Raw genomic sequence first — 720 nt, forward strand, 5'->3', positions numbered from 1 at the left:
TTTCCGGCGAAGCAAGTCTCGTTCAGGTGCTCGTCGCATCCAGAAAGACATGGAAGATGCTGGTCAGCCTTGTTGTATCAAAACCGTTCAGGACAGCATGAAACGACAGAGTCTCGTTCCCAGGGCCGCCCGTAGATTCAGGGTCACGACGGACAGCAAGCACTCTTTGTCTGTTGCGCCTAACCTGCTCAAGCGCGACTTTGTAGCCACAGCGCCAAATCAGAAATGGGCCGGTGATATCACCTATCTGCAAACCAGCGAAGGCTGGCTGTATCTGGCCGTTGTCATTGACCTGTTCTCACGTCGAGTCATAGGCTGGTCCATGGGAACCACAATGAAAGCTGACTTGGTCTGTGATGCATTGAACATGGCGCTCTGGTGCCGCCGGTTTCCTGCTGGCGTGCTATTTCACAGCGATAGAGGCAGTCAGTACTGTTCCCAGGTATTCAGAGACATGGTCGAGAAAAACGGCTTCCATCAGAGTATGAGTCGTAAAGGCGACTGCTGGGATAACGCTTGCGTAGAGAGTTTTTTTCATTCATTGAAGGTTGAGGCTATACATCATGAACCAATGATGAACCGGGCACAGATGCGGCAGGCGGTGTTTGAATACATTGAAGTCGATTACAATCGAAATCGCCGACACAGTTCATTGGGGTATATGACTCCCATGAATTTTGAGTTGGCAAAGGCAGCTTAGGCGGATGTCCATTTTTACTG

1 protein-coding gene is annotated in these 720 nt (G+C 50.4%); it reads left to right on the forward strand.

Features of this window, described 5'->3' with window-relative positions; translation table 11 throughout:
- Positions 1-700: IS3 family transposase (locus tag ABD892_RS10260; protein WP_345195529.1), on the forward strand; the 700-nt coding region annotated here is incomplete at its 5' end.
- Between the last annotated feature and the right edge of the window lie 20 nt (positions 701-720).

The sequence above is a fragment of the Kistimonas scapharcae genome (assembly GCF_039540975.1).
GTDB classification, from domain to species: Bacteria; Pseudomonadota; Gammaproteobacteria; order Pseudomonadales; family Endozoicomonadaceae; genus Kistimonas; species Kistimonas scapharcae.